Annotated in this window: 13 protein-coding genes and 1 tRNA gene; 5 read left to right on the top strand and 9 right to left on the bottom strand. The window is 69.0% G+C overall.

The features are described from left to right. Nucleotides 1-9: 9 nt before the first annotated feature. Both ACFFJB_RS03975 and ACFFJB_RS03970 read right to left on the bottom strand, forming a co-directional pair. Nucleotides 10-1,125, bottom strand: a complete 1,116-nt coding sequence (locus tag ACFFJB_RS03975; RefSeq protein ID WP_376829685.1) for a replication initiator protein A — start codon at nt 1,123-1,125, stop codon at nt 10-12. Then, a complete protein-coding gene (locus tag ACFFJB_RS03970; RefSeq protein ID WP_086072160.1) occupies nt 1,122-1,415 on the bottom strand; it encodes a helix-turn-helix transcriptional regulator in 294 nt (97 codons plus the stop codon). Before ACFFJB_RS03970 ends, ACFFJB_RS03975 begins: the two co-directional genes overlap by 4 nt. A gap of 84 nt (nt 1,416-1,499) precedes the next feature. Here ACFFJB_RS03970 and ACFFJB_RS03965 point away from each other — a divergent pair, with 84 nt between their 5' ends. Next, nucleotides 1,500-2,480 (top strand): helix-turn-helix domain-containing protein, encoded by a 981-nt coding sequence (locus ACFFJB_RS03965; RefSeq protein ID WP_069220142.1) that lies wholly within the window; start codon nt 1,500-1,502, stop codon nt 2,478-2,480. Nucleotides 2,481-2,597: 117 nt separating this feature from the next. Here ACFFJB_RS03965 and ACFFJB_RS03960 read toward each other — a convergent pair whose 3' ends face one another. The 5 genes from ACFFJB_RS03960 to guaB all read right to left on the bottom strand — a co-directional run bounded on the left by ACFFJB_RS03960 (nt 2,598) and on the right by guaB (nt 9,168). Then, nucleotides 2,598-3,812, bottom strand: a complete 1,215-nt coding sequence (locus ACFFJB_RS03960; protein WP_376829683.1) for a tyrosine-type recombinase/integrase — start codon at nt 3,810-3,812, stop codon at nt 2,598-2,600. Between the two features lie 418 nt (nt 3,813-4,230). Next, the gene (gene guaA, locus ACFFJB_RS03955) at nt 4,231-5,838 is read right to left on the bottom strand and encodes a glutamine-hydrolyzing GMP synthase (RefSeq protein WP_376829681.1); all 1,608 of its coding nucleotides are present in this window, start codon (nt 5,836-5,838) and stop codon (nt 4,231-4,233) included. A gap of 34 nt (nt 5,839-5,872) precedes the next feature. Next, a complete protein-coding gene (locus ACFFJB_RS03950; RefSeq protein WP_376829679.1) occupies nt 5,873-7,174 on the bottom strand; it encodes an RsmB/NOP family class I SAM-dependent RNA methyltransferase in 1,302 nt (433 codons plus the stop codon). Next, the gene (locus ACFFJB_RS03945) at nt 7,171-7,593 is read right to left on the bottom strand and encodes an MAPEG family protein (protein WP_376829677.1); all 423 of its coding nucleotides are present in this window, start codon (nt 7,591-7,593) and stop codon (nt 7,171-7,173) included. The genes ACFFJB_RS03950 and ACFFJB_RS03945 overlap by 4 nt, the downstream gene beginning before the upstream one ends. A gap of 78 nt (nt 7,594-7,671) precedes the next feature. Then, nucleotides 7,672-9,168 (bottom strand): IMP dehydrogenase, encoded by a 1,497-nt coding sequence (guaB, locus tag ACFFJB_RS03940; protein WP_376832528.1) that lies wholly within the window; start codon nt 9,166-9,168, stop codon nt 7,672-7,674. A 513-nt stretch (nt 9,169-9,681) separates the two neighbouring features. Between guaB and ACFFJB_RS03935 the strand changes: the two genes are divergently transcribed. Continuing rightward, nucleotides 9,682-11,157, top strand: a complete 1,476-nt coding sequence (locus ACFFJB_RS03935; RefSeq protein WP_376829675.1) for a DHA2 family efflux MFS transporter permease subunit — start codon at nt 9,682-9,684, stop codon at nt 11,155-11,157. Nucleotides 11,158-11,162: 5 nt separating this feature from the next. Here ACFFJB_RS03935 and ACFFJB_RS03930 read toward each other — a convergent pair whose 3' ends face one another. Together ACFFJB_RS03930 and ACFFJB_RS03925 are read right to left on the bottom strand one after the other, a co-directional pair. Beyond that, entirely contained in the window at nt 11,163-11,927 is a 765-nt protein-coding gene (locus ACFFJB_RS03930) for an RlmE family RNA methyltransferase (RefSeq protein WP_376829673.1), read from the bottom strand. A 92-nt stretch (nt 11,928-12,019) separates the two neighbouring features. After that, entirely contained in the window at nt 12,020-13,141 is a 1,122-nt protein-coding gene (locus tag ACFFJB_RS03925) for a Ppx/GppA phosphatase family protein (RefSeq protein WP_376832526.1), read from the bottom strand. A gap of 623 nt (nt 13,142-13,764) precedes the next feature. Between ACFFJB_RS03925 and ACFFJB_RS03920 the strand changes: the two genes are divergently transcribed. From ACFFJB_RS03920 to ACFFJB_RS03910, 3 genes are all read left to right on the top strand, one after another. Further along, nucleotides 13,765-14,532 (top strand): alpha/beta fold hydrolase, encoded by a 768-nt coding sequence (locus ACFFJB_RS03920; protein ID WP_376829671.1) that lies wholly within the window; start codon nt 13,765-13,767, stop codon nt 14,530-14,532. A 106-nt stretch (nt 14,533-14,638) separates the two neighbouring features. Continuing rightward, complete coding sequence (locus ACFFJB_RS03915; RefSeq protein ID WP_376829669.1) at nt 14,639-15,016, top strand: hypothetical protein; 378 nt, start codon at nt 14,639-14,641, stop codon at nt 15,014-15,016. A 709-nt stretch (nt 15,017-15,725) separates the two neighbouring features. After that, nucleotides 15,726-15,799, top strand: a tRNA-Gln gene (locus ACFFJB_RS03910). The last annotated feature ends 46 nt before the right edge of the window (nt 15,800-15,845 follow it).

Genomic DNA, 15,845 nt, shown 5'->3' with positions numbered 1-15,845 from the left:
GGCACTCCGTCACCGTCTATTACACACCGCCATATCATGCAGTAACGCGTCAGGCGCTTCGCTCCGATGCCGCATGAGCAATTGAGGGCCGCTCTGCCCTGCCTCCTCACGTAAAGTGTACTCGGGCAGATCGTCGGCAACGATAAGCTTGCGTAGGATGCGGCAGAACTCTTTAAACGTGCCGGCGCTTCCGCTGCGGTGATAGATCGTCCGAAAAGCCCATTTCGCCTTACCCTTCCCGGCGGCGCGACGCGCGAGACGATAAACAAAGCGACCAATACCCGGCTCGATCAGAAAGTAGTCCGGGTGTACAGTTAGAACGTCCGGCTGCTTGCCCTCGGTGATCTCGCGGTAAATCCAGTTTGGGGCCTCGATCTCCACTCTGGCCACCTTGCCTGTGTCCGTGCGCGATACGATCTCGTAGGAGCTGATAAGCCCCTCCGATTTGACCTCGCGCGTAGTGCGCTTACTGTCGCGCGATACTTCCCGCACGCTCTTGATCGTGGTTCCCTTGAGCCGGTCGAGCGCTGCTTCGACCTGCTCGAACTGACGCGCGCCGTCACCTTTGCGACAAAATTTCAGAATGTCCGAAACGTGCGGCTTAAACACGCGGCCGGGTTTATCCCCCTTCCCCTCTCGATAACGGTTCATGGCTTCTGTGAGGTGGGAAACGAGCATCAGCACAATGTCATAGTCCCAGATCGAGGCCATGCCATCCGGCCCCGCCTTGACCTCCACGTGGCCGTCCGGCAGCTCGTAGCGGATGACCTCACCCGCCCGTTTATCCTTCTTGGACAGACGGAACACGGCCACATCCATCATGCTGCGGCTGTCACGCGTGCCAACTTCACGCAAGGCCGGGATGAAGAAATCCGGCTGCTCGTCGCCCTTGGGCGGTTTGCGCACGGGGGTCGCCGGTTGCTGATTAGAAACGGTCGGACGGCCTACCTTTTCCGCTTCACGCTGGAAGCGGGCGGCAACGTGTTCGTATGTCTCGCCAGGACATGCAGCAGCCTCGATGGGCTCCCTCTGCTGCCTCCTCATGGCCTCAATGCGATCCAGCAGGCCGCCAACATCGCCTAGCACAGCGCCGATCGGCGTAGGACCGCTGTTTCTGATAATCATACGAGCGGTCCGACCTCCGTCGCATAAGGCCGAGCGCAGGCAGTTCGTTTCTGGGCATTACCGCGGTTGGGTCCCATCCCGGGATGGGCGGCTTGAATGCCCGACGACTTGCGCGTCTCAATCCATTGCTCGACGTCGGCCAGATCCCAGGCGACGTTCCGGCTAGTTAGTGCTATGCGGCGCGGGAATTCACCTCGCTGCTCCAAGTTGTAAATCGTGCGCTCGCACAGCGGGATCATCGCCAACAGCTTCTTTTTATTGATGAGAGTCCTGCTCGTCTTTGCTTGCATGCTTTGACCTCCATCAGTCACTTTCGAATGCGTGCCTGATGGTGCCCCGCAATACAGATTGCATCGACCTAATGATTGGCTAAAATGGTTGACATGAAAAATCAGCCGACCATTACCGTCTGGGACGGGTGCGATCCCACCGTTTCAAAGGCCATCGGACAATTTCAGGATCGCTGGAAGCCCTACTCCGAATCCGGGAAGCGCTACCCCATCGCTCGGCTTATCGAAGAACTCATTGACCCCGCTGTTGCGGCATACTCAGCAACGCTTCCGTCCCGTTACGTCGGCCACATCCCCGGCGCAGGAACGGGCGTGGCCTTCAGCGAGATTGTCCGACTGGTCGGGCTCACTGCGATGGTGCGTTTACAGCGCCAGTTGCTTCGAGCGTTTGTCCTCACAGAGGACCAACAGTCCCCGCGAGATCAGCGATTTGTCGCGACACTTGAATCTTTGATTGAGTTGGTTTGGGCCTGCGCTCGTAAGCGTCCCGCGAAAAGGCAGGTGCGCAATACTCGCCTGAACGGGCAACGCTTGCAGGGCTTTTGCCGCTTTTGCGGCGAACTCGCGGAGTTGGCTTCCTTCGCCGCAGGAAGCGACGCACCCAAAGCGGACGATGCAGACGAGCAGCTCCGCCTGAGCAACCTGTACTGCGTGGACCACCGGCCCAAGTTAGCGAATGGTGCATGGAATCCTGCGTACAGGCAAGCGAAACGCTCCGTGGCGCAGTTCGATCTCGAACTAGAAAGACTCACCCGACAATGCGCAATGCGGGGCGCGCCGCAAGCGAAATCTGGCGACGAACTGGTCGACGGCTACATCCTCCATTACATGCTCGGACAGACGTTGCAGCCGGCGGATGAAGCCGAGCTGCGAAACCGAGCACGCCTAATGGTGGACTCGAAATTGTCGGATCGAAAAAAGCAGATACTGATGCTTCAGCGAGCTGGCTTCAATCAGTCTGAGATTGCCCGCAGACTAGGTATTGAACGGCAAGCTGTATCGAAGGCCATTGCCTCGATCCCCCAGATATTTCGACTGAGCTTGCCAAAGCGCTCTGCCCGCTAACTTGTTCGCTCCGCTTAAGTGCATCCCGGCCGAGCGTGAATTGATCTCCGGCCGTCAACGCAGTCGCATCGTGCAAACCGAAGCGTCCAATAAAGAGCCCGTCGTTCGACAAAGAAATCAGCAGTCTTTCCCCACTTGCGGCTTTTTAAGCGTCCACTGGTCGATCATGTCCGCCCAGTCCTGCAACATCTGCCGCCGCTGTTCCCGGTACTCGGCCTTGTTGTAGATGGCCCTGACGCCTCGTTGTTCGTGGGCGAGGCACTTTTCGATCCAGTCGCTGTTGTATCCGGCTTCGTGCAGCAGGGTGCTGGCCGTGCGGCGCAGGTCGTGCGGCCCGAACTTGCCCAGCGGCTTGCCGTCCTTCTGCGCCAGTTGATAGGTCAGCTTCATCACCTGGTTGAGCGTGGCGCTGCTCATGGGCGCACTGGGGTCATAGCGTGACGGCAGGACGTATTCCGAACCACCGGCAAAGGTTTTCAGCGCGACCAGCAGGTCCATCGCCTGCCGCGACAGGAACACCAGGTGCGGGTTGCGCCGCTTCATCCTTTCCTTCGGGATGGTCCACAGGGCCTCGCTGAAGTTGATCTCGCTCCACCTGGCGTTGGTCAGCTCGCTCTTGCGCACCATCGTCAGCAGGAGCAGCTTCACGGCGGCGCGGATCGACGGCGACGTGCCGACGCGCTCCAGGTACTGGTACATGAGGCCGATCTCTTCCGGCGTCAGGGCGCGGTCGCGCGGTGCGAACTTCGCGATGCTGGCCGGGCGGACCAGCTCGGCGGGATTCTCCACCTTCTGGCCTCGCTCGATGGCCCACCGGTAGACCTGATACACGATCTCGCGCGCATGGACGGCGGTGGCCGGCGCGCCCCGCTCGACGATGGCGTCGGTCAGGGCCCGCAGGTCTTCGTGGGTGATCTCGGTCAGCTTGAGGTTGCCGAACTTGACCTTCAGGTCGCGCTCATAGACCGAGCGCCGCATGTCGCGGGTGGAATCGGCCATCGGGTAGCTTCGAAGCCACTTTTCCGCCCAGGCACCAAACGTCTCGGCGTCGCGCACCCGGGCCTTCTCCCTGGCTTTTTCCCGGGCCGGAGACTTCCCCGCCGCGATCATCTTCTTGGCTTCGGCCAAGCGTTCCCGGGCCTCGGCCAGCGTGATCCCGCCCGGCCCGTACCGGCCGAAGGTGATGGTCTCCTGGCGCCCGTTGAGGGCGTAGTTGTAGCGGAACGAAATGGTCCCGGAGGGTGTGACGGCCACATACAGGCCGTCCCTGTCCGCCACCTTGTACAGCTTGCCCGTCGGCTTGAGGTTCCGCAGCTTGGTATCGGTCAACATGGCACACACGCTCCCTTGCAACACCATGCGTCGTGCGCCCTGCTTGGACGAGAGGGAATCCCCTTACAAGTCAACAACTTACAGAGGCGAACCCATGGCACAGCCATCGTGACGCACACGCTTCACCGGCCATCAATACCATGCCCGGAAAACCCCGCGCGGAACGACAAAAATTCGTTTTACAGCAACCACTTACATGATTCCGATACCATGGCCACCTGGGACGAGGCGCATGGCATCGGCGGCAAGGCATGGCACAGGGCCGGTTTCGTGCCATCGACTATGCCATGAAAAATTCGTGCTTGGCCATACCCCAGGTTGCCAGTCCGTGCCAGGTTGAAAGCACAAAAAAGCCCGCAGTGACGCGGGCTTAGGTGTGTCTGGTGCCTGATCCTGCCGGCCGCTGCCGGACGCGGAATCACTCCCACTCGATCGTGCCCGGAGGCTTGGCGGTGATGTCGTAGGTCACCCGGTTGATGCCTTTCACCTCGTTGACGATGCGGGTTGAAACGCGCGCGAGGAACTTCATGTCAAACGGATAGAAGTCCGCCGTCATGCCGTCCACCGAGGTCACGGCCCGCAGCGCGCACACATATTCATACGTGCGTCCGTCGCCCATCACGCCCACGGCGCGCACAGGCAGAAGCACCACGAACGCCTGCCAGATCTCGTCGTACAGGCCGGCGCGGCGGATCTCCTCAATATAGATCGCGTCCGCCTGGCGGAGGATGTCGCACTTCTCCTTCGTCACCTCGCCCGGGCAGCGGATGGCCAGTCCGGGCCCCGGGAACGGGTGACGGCCAATGAACGCCTCCGGCAGGCCAAGCTCCCGCCCCAGCGCCCGCACCTCGTCCTTGAACAGCTCGCGCAGCGGCTCCACCAGCTTCAGCTTCATCCGCGCCGGCAGGCCGCCCACATTGTGGTGGCTCTTGATGGTCACCGAAGGGCCGCCGGTAAACGACACGCTCTCGATCACGTCCGGATAGAGCGTGCCCTGGGCCAGAAACTCCGGCTCCGCGCCATGGGCGGCGGCGATCTTCTTCGCCTCCTCCTCAAACACGTCGATGAACAGGCCGCCGATGATCTTGCGCTTCTGCTCCGGGTCCGTCACGCCCGCCAGACGCCCCAGGAACAGGTCCTGCGCCTGAACGTGAACCAGCGGAATGTTGTAGTGCTCGCGGAACAGGCGCACCACCCACTCCGCCTCGCCCATGCGCATCAGGCCGTGGTCCACCAGCACGCAGGTGAGCTGGTCGCCGATGGCCTGGTGGATCAGCACCGCCGCCACCGCCGAGTCGACGCCGCCCGAAAGCGCGCACAGCACCCGGCCCGAACCTACCTGGGCGCGGATGCGCGCGATCGCCTCGTCACGGAAGGCGCGCATGGTCCAGTCGCCGGCGCATCCGGCGATGTTGCGCACGAAATTGCGGATCAGCCGGGCGCCGTCCGGCGTGTGCGCCACCTCGAGGTGGAACTGGACGCCGTAATATTTGCGCGCCTCGTCGGCGATGGCCGCGTGCGGCGCGTTCTCCGAGGCGGCGATCACCCGGAAGCCCTCCGGCAGCTGCGTGACGCGGTCGCCATGGCTCATCCACACCGGATAGCGGCCGCCCGGCTCCCACACCCCCTCAAACAGCGCCGAAGGGGCGATCACGTCCACGTCGGCGCGGCCGAACTCACGGTGATGGCCGCCCTCCACCACGCCGCCGAGCTGCCTGGCCATGGTCTGCTCGCCGTAGCAGATGCCCAGCACCGGCACGCCGGCCGCGAAAATCTCCGGCGGCGCTTCCGGCGCGCCCTCGTCCAGCACCGAGCACGGGCCGCCCGAGAGGATCACCGCCTTCGGACGGATGCGGCGGAACGCTTCGGCGGCGTTCTGGAACGGAACGATCTCCGAATAGACGCCTTCCTCGCGCACGCGGCGGGCGATGAGCTGGGTCACCTGGCTGCCGAAGTCCACAATCAGGATCTTTTCGTGGATCCCTTCGGCGTTCGTGTCGGAAGAACTGCTGGCCTGTGTGGTCATGGAATGCCCGAAGCGTGGAAAAAAAGGCGTTGTATCAGCGTCGCCGCAGGCTGGCGACATAAAAGCCGTCCACACCGCTGCGCGCCGGCGTCAGCTGCAGGGCGCCGTGGGGGCGCTCATGCCCCGGCCGCCCCACGCCGGCGTCCGCCAGAGCGTCCGCGACGAATTCCGGATGGCGGGCCAGAAAGCCCGCGACTGCGTCGTCATTTTCCTGCGGCAGCACCGAACAGGTGACGTATACCAGCCGCCCGCCGGGGCGCACCAGCGGCGCGGCGCGCTCCAGCGCCGCCTCCTGCTCGCGTCTGCGCTCCGCCAGCGCGCCCGGCCGCAGCCGCCATTTGGCGTCCGGATTGCGCCGCCAGGTGCCGGTTCCGGTGCAGGGGGCGTCCACCAGCACGAGATCGGCCGCGCCGGTCACGTCAGCCAGCGGCTCCGGTCCGCCGGGGCGCCAGCGGCCCCGGGGCGGCCGCGCCTCCACGCAGGTAACGCCGGCCCGGTCAAGACGCGGATAGAGCGCGGCGAGGCGCCGGGGGTCAACGTCCGTGGCCAGCAGCCGGCCCTCATTGCGCATCATCGCCGCCAGCGCCAGGGTCTTGCCGCCGGCGCCGGCGCACAGGTCAACCACCGTCTCGCCGGGCGCGGCGCCGGTGTAGAGCGCCGCCAGCTGCGAGCCCTGGTCCTGCACCTCAAACCAGCCGCGCACGAAGCCTTCGTCAGCCTGCAGCGACTGGCCCTGGCCGTCCGGCGGCGGCGGCAGGCGGATGGCGGCGGGGGCGCGCCGGCCCGGCTGCGCGCCCATCCAGGCGAGGCGCTCCAGCACCGTCGCCGGATCGGCCTTCAGCGTGTTGACGCGGATGTCCACCGGCGCCCGTTCGCAAAGGGCCTGCATCTCGCACAGGACGGCGGTTTCGTCGCCGAAGGCGCGCAGGATCTCGCCGGCGAGCCATTCGGGAAAATCGCCGCGCACGTGCAGGGGCGCGGCGGCGAGGCGCCCGCGCGCGCCGGCGATGGCGGCCCGTTCGGCCTGCGTCAGCGGCGCCGGGGCATGGCGCTCGCCGCTGAACAGGGCGGCGACGGCGTCCGCGTCCATGCCGCGCGCCACGGCCAGCATGCCGGCGACGACCGCGCGCGGGGAGTCGCTGTCCATGACGAAGGCGGCGGAGAGACGGCGGCGCAGGCAGTCATAGACCAGCGTCGCCACGGCGGCGCGGTCCCTGGAGCCGGCGTAACGGCGGGCGCGGCCCCAGTCGCGCAGCACGTCCGGCGCGGGACGACGGCTGGATTCCAGTTCGGCCAAAACGTCAATGGCCGCGTTGACGCGAGCTGCAGGCGTCATGCGGCGAACAGGATCCGCACGGCGAAAATCCCCCACATGAGAAGCAGGATCGCGACGCTGGCGCCGAAGGCGCCGCCGCGGATCCGCATGGGCAGGCCGCGCACGTGCGCCGCGGCCTGGACGGCGCGCGCCGCCACATAGGCCCACTCCATCGCCACGAAGACGAGATCCGCCTTGCGGGTGATGAGGGCCAGGGCGACGAGAACGTAAAACAGCGCCGGCATGGCCAGCGCGTTGCCATAGGCGTCGTTGATGCGGCGGGCGTCGTCAGGCCAGGCGCTGGCGTTGAAGGCGACGTCCGCCTCCCGCACGAGGCCGCGGGCCAAGGCCCGCCGCCGCGCGGCGGCCAGCATGAACAGCAGCGCGAAGGTGAGGAGAACCAGCGCGAACACTGGCAGGAGCACGGCCTGGACGCTCATCTGGACCTCCCCGGAGCAGGCGCCCCGCCCGGCCCGGCGCTGCGGGCGGAAACGGGGGCCAGGGCGCGGCGCGCCCCGTCAGTTGCGCGTCGGATAGTTGGGGCTCTCGCGCGTGATGGTCACGTCGTGCACGTGGCTCTCGCGCAGGCCGGCGCTGGTGATGCGCACGAACTCGGACTTCTCGCGCAGCTCCTTCAGGGTGGCGGCGCCCACATAGCCCATGGCGGCGCGCAGGCCGCCCACCAGCTGGTGCAGCACGGCCGAGACCGGCCCCTTGTACGGCACCTGCCCCTCGATGCCCTCCGGCACCAGCTTCAGCGTGTCCTTGATGTCCTGCTGGAAATAGCGGTCGGCGGAGCCGCGGGCCATGGCGCCCACCGAACCCATGCCGCGATAGGCCTTGTAGGAGCGGCCCTGGTAGAGGAACACCTCGCCCGGGCTCTCCTCGGTGCCGGCCAGCAGCGAGCCCATCATGGCGCACTCGGCGCCGGCGGCCAGCGCCTTGGCGAGGTCGCCCGAATATTTGATGCCGCCGTCGGCGATGACCGGAATGTCAGCCCTGGCGGCCACTTCGGCAGCGTCGAGAATGGCGGTGAGCTGCGGCACGCCGACGCCGGCGACGATGCGGGTGGTGCAGATGGAGCCGGGGCCGATGCCGATCTTCACCGCGTCGGCGCCGGCGTCGATCAGCGCCTGGCAGCCGGCGGCGGTGGCGACGTTGCCGGCGATGACCTGCAGGTTGCTGAAGGTCTTCTTGATGCGCGCCACCGAGTCGAGCACGCCCCTTGAATGGCCGTGGGCGGTGTCCACCACCAGGATGTCGACGCCGGCGTCAGCCAGCATCTGGGCGCGCAGGAAGCCCTGCTCGCCGGTGGTGGTGGCGGCGGCGGCCAGCAGGCGGCCCTGGGCGTCCTTGATCGCCAGCGGATTGGCGACCTGCTTCTCCATGTCCTTGACGGTGATGAGGCCGATGCAGCGGTACGCGTCGTCCACCACCAGCAGCTTCTCGATGCGGAACTGGTGCAGCAGGCGCTTGGCCTCCGCCTGGTCCACGCCCTGGCGCACGGTGATGAGCCGGTCCTTGGTCATCAGCTCGGCCACGGGCTGGGCCGGATTGGTGGCGAAGCGCACGTCGCGGTTGGTGAGAATGCCGACCAGCTTGCCCTTGCCGCCGCCAGGGGCGCGCTCCACCACCGGAATGCCGGAGATGCCGTGGCGCTTCATCAGCTCGAAGGCGTCGGCCAGGGTCTCGTCCGGAAAGATGGTGACCGGGTCGATCACCATGCCCGACTCATATTTCTTGACCCGGCGCACCTCGTTGGCCTGCTCCTCCGGGTCATAATTGCGGTGAATGACGCCGATGCCGCCGAGCTGCGCCATGGCGATGGCCATGTTCGAGCCGGTCACCGTGTCCATGGCGGAGGAGATGACCGGGATGTTGAGCCGGATCGTGCGCGTCAGGCGGGTCTGCACCGAAACGTCGCCGGGCAGCACTTCCGAGGGGCCGGGCAGAAGCAGCACGTCGTCAAAGGTCAGACCTTCACGAAACCGCCCGCCGTCGCTGATTTTCACCATGGTCAACTTCCGTTCCGGTCTGGCGTCGCGCCCGGGAGCCCGGCTCCTGCGGCGGCCCAACCTCAATTTGGGGGATCGCGCCCGCGCCGCCGGACCACAGGGGGCTGGCGGGGAGCTGGTCCCGGCGAAGAAATAATGATGCGCCCCGGCCTGTCGGGCTGTCAGGGCTCCCTGTGGGGCCCGCGTCAGCAAATGGGCGAAGTTGACGCCGGCCCATAGCACAGCAATCGCGCCGATGCAAAAAATCCCGCGTGATGACCTGATCCATACGCAATTTTTCAGGGCAAGCCATGCGTTTGGCGCATGGGTGACGCCTGGATATGGCGCCGGCGCCGCTTCACGCGCGCAAGCATGCGGACGCGGGGCCGCCGTCCTTGCTCCGGCGCCGGCGCGCGGCGGACAGGGCCGGCGGGCGGCGGCCAGACCCGGCGCGCATGGCCGCAATGGCGGCGGACGGCTGGCGCCCGGCCTTCGCCTTGCGTAACCTCCGGCTCCGCACGAGAGAGCCAGCCCATGAAGAAATCCGTTCTGGTGCCGCTGATCGTGGCCACCGCCCTGTTCATGGAGAACACGGATTCCACGGTCATCGCCACCTCGCTGCCGGCCATCGCGGCCGACATCGGCGTCAGTCCCATCGCGCTGAAGCTGGCGCTCACCTCCTATCTGGTGTCGCTGGCGGTGTTCATTCCGGTCAGCGGCTGGATGGCGGACCGCTTCGGCGCGCGCACGGTGTTCCGCCTGGCGATGGTGGTGTTCATGGCGGGCTCGCTGGCCTGCTCGCAGGCGGGATCGCTGGAGGGCTTCGTGCTGGCCCGGTTCATCCAGGGCATGGGCGGGGCGATGATGGTGCCGGTGGGGCGGCTGGTGCTGCTGCGCACGGTGCCGAAGCAGGAGCTGGTCTCGGCCCTCGCCTATCTCACCGTGCCGGCGCTGGTGGGGCCGGTGGTGGGCCCGCCGCTGGGCGGCTTCATCACCACCTATCTCGACTGGCGCTGGATTTTCTTCATCAACATCCCCATCGGCGTCACCGGCATCGTGCTGGCCACGGCGTTCATCGACAACATCCGCGAGGACGACGTGGCGCCGCTGGACCTTGCGGGCGCGGCGCTGGCGGGCGCGGGGCTGGCGGCGCTGATGCTGGCCTTCTCCAGCGGCGGCGGCCACATCCTGTCGCCGGCGGCGGCCATTGGGCTCGGCGGCGTCGGCGCGGCGCTGGTCGGGCTGTATCTCGCCCATTCGCGGCGGGTGGAGACGCCGGTGCTCAACCTTGCGCTGCTGCGCATCTCCACCTTCCGGGTGAGCGTGCTGGCGGGCTCGCTGTTCCGCATCGGCGCCGGCGCCATTCCCTTCCTGCTGCCGCTGATGCTGCAGGAGGGTTTCGGCATGACGCCGGCGCATTCGGGCATGATCACCTTCGTGTCGGCCGTGGGGGCGCTGTTCACCAAGACCCTGGCCAGCCGGGTGCTGCGGCGCTTCGGCTTCCGGCGGGTGCTGGGCTTCAATCTCGTGCTCGCCTCGGCCTTCGTCGCCAGCTACGGCTTCTTCAGCGCCGCCACGCCGCTGGCGGTGATGCTGGGGGTGCTGTTCCTTGGCGGCTGCCTGCGCTCCATGCAGTTCACCGCGTTCAACGCCATCGCCTACGCCGAGATCGAGCCGAAGGACATGAGCTCGGCCACCAGCCTCTATGCGGTGGCGCAGCAGCTGTCGCTGGCGATGGGCGTGGCGCTGGGGGCCAGCGTCCTGCAGGCGGCGGCGTGGCTGCGCAGCGGCGTGGACACGCAGATCGCCGCCGCAGACTTCATGCCGGCGTTTCTGGCGGTGGGCGCGGTCTCGGCGCTGGGCGCGCTGCTGATCCCGTCGCTGGCGGCCGACGCGGGCGCGGAGCTGTCCGGCCATGTCGCCCGGGGCGCGCCGCGCGCGGGCGACGGCTCCGCCCGCAAGGCCACGGCCGAAGCGGTGAGCCAGCACCCGCGCGCCGGCGAGGGCTGAAGCCCTCAGCCGGCGTCCCAGTGGCCCTCGCGGCCGTGCTCCACCTCACGGCGGCCGGAGCCGCCGCCGCGGCCGCGATAGCCGGTGGCCAGCACGTACAGCTCCGAGGAGTCGGGCCGGCTCGCCGCCGGCTTGACGTGGCGCACCATGGCGAAGTCGCGCTTGAGGTCGGTGAGCAGGGCGCGCTCGGCGCCGCCCTGGAACACCTTGGCGAGGAACGCGCCGCCAGGCGCCAGCACCTCGCGGGCGAAGTCGATGGCCGCCTCGGCGAGACCGATGATGCGCAGATGGTCGGTCTTCTTGTGGCCGGTGGTGTTGGCGGCCATGTCGGACATCACCACGTCCGCCGGCCCGCCGAGCATCTCCATGAGCAGGCCGGGCGCCTCAGGGGCGAGGAAGTCCATCTGCACGGTCTCGACGCCGGGCAGGCCGTCGATGGGCAGCAGGTCGATGCCCACCACCCGGCCCACCGGCGCGCCGGGGCGCGGCGCGGCCGCGCCGACGCGCTCCGCCGCCACCTGGCTCCAGCCGCCGGGCGCGGCGCCCAGGTCGAGCACCCGGCTCCCCGGCTTCAGGAGCCGGTAGCGGTCGTCGATCTCCATGAGCTTGTAGGCGGCGCGCGAGCGGTAGCCCTCGCGCTTCGCCCGCTCGACGTAGGGATCGTTGAGCTGGCGCTCCAGCCATTTCTGCGAGGCGAGCGACCGCTTCTTCGCCGTCTTCAGCCGCACTTTCAGACTGCGCCGGCCGCCCCTGTCCGCTGCTCCGCTCATGATCGGTTCACCTGCTGCGCCGCCGCGCCGGAGCGGCGGCCTTTCCGGCGCATTTGGCGGCATCCGCGCCGCAACGCAATAGGCGGCGGCGTTCAGCGCCGTCCGCAGAGCTGGCCGCGGCCGCCGCCGAGCAGGCCGTCTTCGCGCATCAGCGACATCAGTATGCCCTCGCGCAGGCCGCGGTCGGCGATGCGCAGGCGCGGCGCCGGGAAGGACTGGCGCAGCGCGTCGAGAATGGCGCAGCCGGCCAGCACCAGATCGGCCCGCTCGTCGCCGATGCAGCCGTTGGCCGCCCGCTCCCGATAGGTGCTGCGGCGCAGGCGCTGCACCACGCGGTTGACGTTGCGGTCGCTCATCCACAGCCCGTCCACCCGCCGCCGGTCATAGCGGGTGAGGCGCAGGTGCACGCCGGCCACGGTGGTGACGGTGCCCGAGGTGCCGAGCAGGTGGAAGCCCTCGCGCGAGGCCACCCAGCCGACCCGGGCGCGGAACGGCTCCAGCAGGTCCATCACCTCGTCGACCATGGCCCGGTAGGCGGCCGGCGTGACTGTGCGGCCGCCGTAACGCTCCGCAAGGGTGACGACCCCCACCGGCAGCGACACCCAGTCGGCGATGCTGTCGCAGGGGTCGCTCATGGCGGCGACGCCGCGCCCCACCAGACAGGCCACCTCGGTGGAGCCGCCGCCGATGTCGAACACCAGCAGCCCCTCGGAGGCGGGATCGGCCAGGCTGGCGCAGCCGGAGACGGCGAGGAAGGCCTCGGTGCGCCGGTCCACCACCTCCAGGGTGAGACCGGTCTCCTCGCGGACGCGGCGGATGAACTCGGCGCCGTTGGCGGCGGAGCGGCAGGCCTCGGTGGCGACCAGACGGGCGCGCGTCACGTTGCGCGAGGCCATCTTGGAGCCGCAGATGCGCAGCGCCTCGATGGAGCGCTGGATGGCGCCCTCGCCCAGCGCGCCGGTGGCGCCCAGCCCCTCGCCGAGGCGGACGATGCGCGAAAAGGCGTCGATGACGCGAAAACCCGACTCGCCGGGCTCGGCGATCAGCAGCCGGCAGTTGTTGGTGCCGAGATCGAGGGCGGCGTAAGCGCGCCCGTGGCCGGACGGGCGGCCGGCGCGGCCATGGGAACGGCTGCGGCCGCGCCCTTCCGCCCGCTGCGGCCGCGCTTCGCCGCGGGCGACGGCCGGCGCCCCGGCCTGGGCCGGCTCGCGCAGGCGCGGCCCGGAGGCTGCGGCCTCGCCCCCCTGCCCTCCCTTCCGGCGCTGCGGCGCCGGGCGGGCGCCGGACTCGGCGCGGACGGAAGCGGTTCGCGGCGGCTGCGGCCGGCAGGGAAAGGGCGGCGCCTCGGGCGCAGCGACGGCCTTGGGCGGGAGCCTTGCGGCGGCGGGCTGCGACGGCGCGACGGCGCGGACGCGATCATCCGTAACGGCGGAGTGCGGCGACGCGCCCGCAGCAGGGCGGCGTTGCAACGCGACGTCCGGCCGGAGGGAGCCGGCCGGGAGCGCGCCCTCCGCCGCCGTCAGGGCGGCCAGGGCGCGCGCGCCGCGGGCGCCTGCATCGTCGATCGCCGACACGTGATCGATCCTTTGCGAGATCATGGCGCGCATGCTGGCGCGCAACTTGATTCCAGCGTAACGGCTGCGGCCCGCCGTGCCAAGCGCTGGCGCAGCGTCTTCCTTGCGTTTCGCAAGGGAAAGCGACGCCGTCGCGCCGCCCGTTCGCAACGCCGCCCCTGCGCCGCCGGGCCGCGGCGTCCTGCCCCCCTTGCGACGGCGGCGGCGGCGCCGTTCACTGCCGCGCCGGAGCCCGCACGGGCGCGACCACGGACGACAGGAACATGCAGCATTTTTCGTCAGACGGCGTCGACATCGCCTATATCGACCTGCCCGCGCCGGAGGGGTCCGCGGGCGATCCGGTGCTGCTGGTTCACGGTTTCGCCTCCAACCACTCGGTGAACTGGATCTATCCGGGCTGGACGACGACGCTGAACCGCGCCGGCTACCGGGTGATCGCGCTGGACAACCGCGGCCACGGCCAGAGCCAGAAATTCTATGACCCGGCCTGCTACAGCCCGCGGCTGATGGCCAGAGACTGCCTGAACCTGCTCGACCATCTCGGCCTCGCGCGCGCGGACGTGATGGGCTATTCGATGGGGGCGCGCATCGCCGCCTGCCTGGCTTCGGAGCGCCCGGACCGGGTGCGCTCGGTGGTTCTCGGCGGGCTCGGCATCCGCCTGGTGGACGGCGCCGGGCTGCCGGCGGGCATCGCCGACGCGCTGGAGGCGCCGGACGCGACGCAGCTGACCGATCCGCAGCAGAAGATGTTCCGCAATTTCGCCGAACAGACGCGCAGCGACCTGAAGGCGCTGGCGGCGTGCATGCGCGGCGCGCGCCAGTCGCTCAGCCGCGACGAAGTGCAGCAGATCGGCGTTCCGGCCCTGATCGCCGTCGGCACGCGCGACGACATCGCCGGCTCGCCGCACGAGCTTGCGGCGCTGATGCCCAACGCCGAAGCCATCGACATTCCCGGCCGGGACCATAATCTTGCGGTTGGCGACCGGGTCTTCAAACAGGAGACGCTGGCCTTTCTGGCGCGGCGCCCCTGAGCGGAGCGGAACGGGCGCGCCGTCGCCGCGTTATCCGCAAGCGGCGCGCGCCCGGGCGGCGTCCCCGCCCCTTTTTCCGGGCCCGGCGCCAGCTGGAGCACATGCCATGAAATCACGCGCACTGGGATTGGCGCTCGCCATCGGAGCCGGGTTCGCCCTGTCGGGCTGCGTCGCCTCCGACCCTTACGGCTATTACGCGCCCGGCGTTTACGCCGCGCCGGTCGCCTACGGCGGCTACTACGGTTATTACGCGGGACCGCCCGTGGTTTACGGCCGGCCATACCGCTGGGGGCGGCCGCTGCCGCCGCGGCGGTGGGCTGGCCCGCCGCCGCGTCCTGGCGCGCCGGGCGTGCGTCCGCCGGGCTTCCGCCCGCCGCCGCCCGGTTTCCGTCCCGCGCCGGGAATGGGCCCGGACCGGTTCGGTCCGCGTCCGGGCTTCGCCCGCCCGGCCGGCGGCCCGCGCCCCGGCGGCTGGCGACGCTGACGCGCCCGGACGGGCGATAACAGGCGCGCCGCCGTCGCCGCGGCGCGCGGGCGCGGCCGTGCGCCCCGGCTGGCAGCCGCAGGCGGCGGGCCCGGGGCGAAGCGCCAGGCGAATGACCGGGCCGTGGCGCCTGGCCCGGGGATACGGAAACCGGGCGCCCCAGCTGAACGGCCGGCATGCGGGGGCTGACCTCTGGGGCGGCTGGCGCCGGACCCCGGCGGCGCGCGGTTGCGGCGGGCGCGCCGGTCCGGCCATGTCGCGCGAACGCGTCGCCATGGACGAGGGCCTGTCGCGCGCCGCCGCCAGGGCTACGCCGACCGCCGCAGGCGCCTGGGGAACCGCGCCCCCCCGGTCTCCAGACCTCCATCCATGACCCTGAGGCGATTCAGGCCGGGAGCAAGGACAGCCCCTGTCGGCTCCACTACCCGCCCGCCGCCGAGCCGGACCGCTTCATCAGCGTCGCCGCCACCCGCCCCGCGACCATGCCCCGGGGACGCGCCGTCGTTCGCGGCGGCCGTGACCTGCGCGGCGGCGCCGGCGGCCGCCGGCGCCAGATATCCACATCCGGGGGCGGCGTTTTCCCCGGCCGCGCGCGCCGCCATTGTCTGGCCCCTTGACGCCGGCCGAGGTTGGTCTTATCCCACCCTCACGCCACGGCGCTGCCCCGCAGCAGCGCGACGCTCCCGGCAGGGACCGGCGGCGATGGTGGTGGGGAATAGTTTAATGGTAGAACGACGGACTCTGACTCCGTTAGTCCTGGTTCGAGTCCAGGTTCCCCAGCCATATCCCTTCAGATCTCCTTGAAATGCTGGCCTTTTTTTGGGGCTTC

It is taken from the genome of Camelimonas abortus (assembly GCF_042432745.1).
GTDB classification, from domain to species: Bacteria; Pseudomonadota; Alphaproteobacteria; order Rhizobiales; family Beijerinckiaceae; genus Camelimonas; species Camelimonas abortus.
The sequence above is the reverse complement of the archived record's forward strand: the minus strand, read 5'-3'. Positions and strand labels throughout refer to the sequence as shown.

What these genes read in the sequence shown, in the direction of transcription:
- ACFFJB_RS03920 (WP_376829671.1), top strand. Translation starts at nt 13,765, where the DNA reads ATGCAGCATTTTTCGTCAGACGGCGTCGACATCGCCTATATCGACCTG.
- guaA (WP_376829681.1), bottom strand. Translation starts at nt 5,838, where the DNA reads ATGACCACACAGGCCAGCAGTTCTTCCGACACGAACGCCGAAGGGATC.
- ACFFJB_RS03950 (WP_376829679.1), bottom strand. Translation starts at nt 7,174, where the DNA reads ATGACGCCTGCAGCTCGCGTCAACGCGGCCATTGACGTTTTGGCCGAA.
- ACFFJB_RS03970 (WP_086072160.1), bottom strand. Translation starts at nt 1,415, where the DNA reads ATGCAAGCAAAGACGAGCAGGACTCTCATCAATAAAAAGAAGCTGTTG.
- ACFFJB_RS03935 (WP_376829675.1), top strand. Translation starts at nt 9,682, where the DNA reads ATGAAGAAATCCGTTCTGGTGCCGCTGATCGTGGCCACCGCCCTGTTC.
- ACFFJB_RS03965 (WP_069220142.1), top strand. Translation starts at nt 1,500, where the DNA reads ATGGTTGACATGAAAAATCAGCCGACCATTACCGTCTGGGACGGGTGC.
- ACFFJB_RS03975 (WP_376829685.1), bottom strand. Translation starts at nt 1,125, where the DNA reads ATGATTATCAGAAACAGCGGTCCTACGCCGATCGGCGCTGTGCTAGGC.
- ACFFJB_RS03915 (WP_376829669.1), top strand. Translation starts at nt 14,639, where the DNA reads ATGAAATCACGCGCACTGGGATTGGCGCTCGCCATCGGAGCCGGGTTC.
- guaB (WP_376832528.1), bottom strand. Translation starts at nt 9,168, where the DNA reads ATGGTGAAAATCAGCGACGGCGGGCGGTTTCGTGAAGGTCTGACCTTT.
- ACFFJB_RS03960 (WP_376829683.1), bottom strand. Translation starts at nt 3,812, where the DNA reads ATGTTGACCGATACCAAGCTGCGGAACCTCAAGCCGACGGGCAAGCTG.
- ACFFJB_RS03945 (WP_376829677.1), bottom strand. Translation starts at nt 7,593, where the DNA reads ATGAGCGTCCAGGCCGTGCTCCTGCCAGTGTTCGCGCTGGTTCTCCTC.
- ACFFJB_RS03930 (WP_376829673.1), bottom strand. Translation starts at nt 11,927, where the DNA reads ATGAGCGGAGCAGCGGACAGGGGCGGCCGGCGCAGTCTGAAAGTGCGG.